Annotated in this window: 2 protein-coding genes; both read right to left on the bottom strand. The window is 38.2% G+C overall.

All coding sequences use genetic code 11. The features are described 5' to 3' along the window. Positions 1–8: 8 nt before the first annotated feature. The gene (locus tag DNK84_RS04430) at positions 9–1,451 is read right to left on the bottom strand and encodes a hypothetical protein (RefSeq protein WP_119343365.1); all 1,443 of its coding nucleotides are present in this window, start codon (positions 1,449–1,451) and stop codon (positions 9–11) included. Positions 1,452–1,539: 88 nt separating this feature from the next. Next, positions 1,540–2,100 (bottom strand): potassium-transporting ATPase subunit C, encoded by a 561-nt coding sequence (locus DNK84_RS04425; RefSeq protein ID WP_119343364.1) that lies wholly within the window; start codon positions 2,098–2,100, stop codon positions 1,540–1,542. Between the last annotated feature and the right edge of the window lie 247 nt (positions 2,101–2,347).

The raw sequence follows: 2,347 nt of genomic DNA, 5'->3' as shown, positions 1-2,347 counted from the left end.
CACAGAACCTAGTTTTTTTGGTTCACAGAACCTAGTGTGCCAATAGTAAACACAAAGTTGGGTGTTAAATACATGTACATATACATGATAAAACTGATTAAGGATGCAAATATAGAAGCTTTCAAGCCATATCGATATGCACACAACATTAAGACCAACACTAAGCTTAATGATTGTGCAGGTAACCCCAATGCGCCCATTAAAAAATAAATCAGCACACCTGAGATAAAACTGATAGCGCTTGCTTTGATAATATTTGACCAATGATTTTTAGCTTTCAATATAAAAGGCTTTTGTTTTGGAGATGCTTTCAGGTGGGTTTTGGTAACAACTACATGGACTTGCCGGCCTGCACTGTGGCGAATTAAATCGTACACGACTGAGCCAAAAAAAGTATCTACCCATTTAGCACGTTTGGATTTCCCTATCACAATATCAGTTACCTGATGGCTATCTGCATATTGAATAATTGTTTTTGATAGTTTGCTACCAGAGATATGCTCTATATCATAACCTAGTGTACTTGCCATATTCTTGTAGCGACGGATTTGTCGCAATTGCAACTTGGAAAATCGCCGATGTGGTTTATGCACAAAAATACCTAAAAGCCGAGCATTGGCAATATTCGAAAGCTGTTTACCACGTCGTAACAGCTTTGGCGTTGATTCATCATAACTTAAGCAGACTAAAACACAAGGCGAGGTGATAATCATTTCACGCTGATTATACAGCTTTTTATATTGACGTATATCCTCACCAATATGATTTGCTGCAAGACGAAAAGTATAATCACGCAAAATGCTCAAATGTGTATATTGAAAATAGTGCGAAAGCGCACGGTTAGCCATATCCTGCTGATAGATTTTTCCTGCTTTTAACCGGTTGATTAGTTCTTTGGCTGTTAAATCAACAACAACCAACTCATCAGCAGACTGAATAAAACTATCTGGCACAATTTCATGTACAGTAGCCTTCGTGATCTGGCTGACTTCATAAGAAAGACTTGCAATATGCTGGATATTAATCGCCGTATATACGTCAATGCCCGCATCCAGTATTTCTATAATATCAAGATACCGTTTTTTGTTGCGTGCACCTGGCAAATTACTGTGTGCTAACTCATCAATAATAACAAGATCAGGTTTTCTTGCGACAATAGCGTTTATATCGATCTCTTCAAATGTCTTTTCTTTATACTGAACTTGTCTAAGCGGGATTTGCTCAAGTCCTTCGGCTGCTTTTAGCGTTTGCGCCCTACCATGGCTTACCACAAGCCCAAGCACAACATCATAGCCTTCCTTTTGTAACTCTTTTGCTTTATTTAGCATCATATAGGTCTTGCCAACACCTGGTGCAAAACCCAGAAAAACCTTAAGCTTTCCTCGTGCTTTATCCGCATCCGATCTATCTGCCAAATGCAGCAAAGCAGCAACTTTTTGTTTTTTTACCATCGTTTTATTACTATTTGACCACTTAACTTCTCACAAAGTACAGGCTATCATCTTATAACATTTGAACAAAATATGCACGATCTATCCATTACCTTTTCTCATCAAATGCTTTTAGCACAGCCAAATTTAGCTTCAGCACATTTACGGTACTTGGGTTAAACAGATGCTTTTGTGCAAATTGATTAATTAAAGCTGTCACCAATGAAATTGGCAAGCCATTTCTTTTAGCAACATAATCTGCCTGGTAATAAGCAGAAGCCAAAGAAATATCTGGGTCTAAACCACTGCCTGAGGCAAATACCAAATCCTCTGGAACAGGTGCACTGCCATAATTTGCCTTTAGCCATTGAATACGTTTTTGAACTTGTGCTTGCTGTTTTTCATTATTAATACTCAAGTTACTCCCGCCAGATGACAGTGCGTTATAATTATTTGCTGAAGGCCTTGGTTGAAAAAGTGTCACAGGCATTGCCTGACCTATAAGCGTTGAGCCGATAATTTTACCATTATATGTTACCAAAGACCCAGTAGCTTGATCTTTAGCAAACAATAAGCCTGCTGCCATCATTAATAAAGGGTATGCCAAACCTAATAGAATCGTGAAAAAAATTGTTGCAACCACGGCCTGGTATGTATTTTTTAAAAACATGCTCTCTCCTTACACAAGATGCATCGCTGTGATAATCATATCGATTAATTTCCCGACTTTGACACTTTTGAATGTGAAAGCCTTATTTTATAAGGATTCCTTCAAAACCCAGGGCACTACATTGAGTTATCCACAATAACAAAAGGTGTGCTTGCTAAAGACAGTCCCATCGTTTGATAAATCTTAGCTGCATGCGCACCAGTAGCTGATGGAATGCCATATTTCTTTTCTGTTTTTCTATGCTTAC

The organism is Facilibium subflavum, from assembly GCF_003574485.1.
In the GTDB taxonomy this organism is placed as follows: domain Bacteria; phylum Pseudomonadota; class Gammaproteobacteria; order Francisellales; family Francisellaceae; genus Facilibium; species Facilibium subflavum.
Note: the sequence above shows the minus strand (reverse complement) of the source record. Positions and strands in the feature narration are given on the sequence as shown.

Coding starts and splice junctions, on each gene's coding strand:
- DNK84_RS04425 (WP_119343364.1), bottom strand. CDS start 2,100: ATGTTTTTAAAAAATACATACCAGGCCGTGGTTGCAACAATTTTTTTC.
- DNK84_RS04430 (WP_119343365.1), bottom strand. CDS start 1,451: ATGGTAAAAAAACAAAAAGTTGCTGCTTTGCTGCATTTGGCAGATAGA.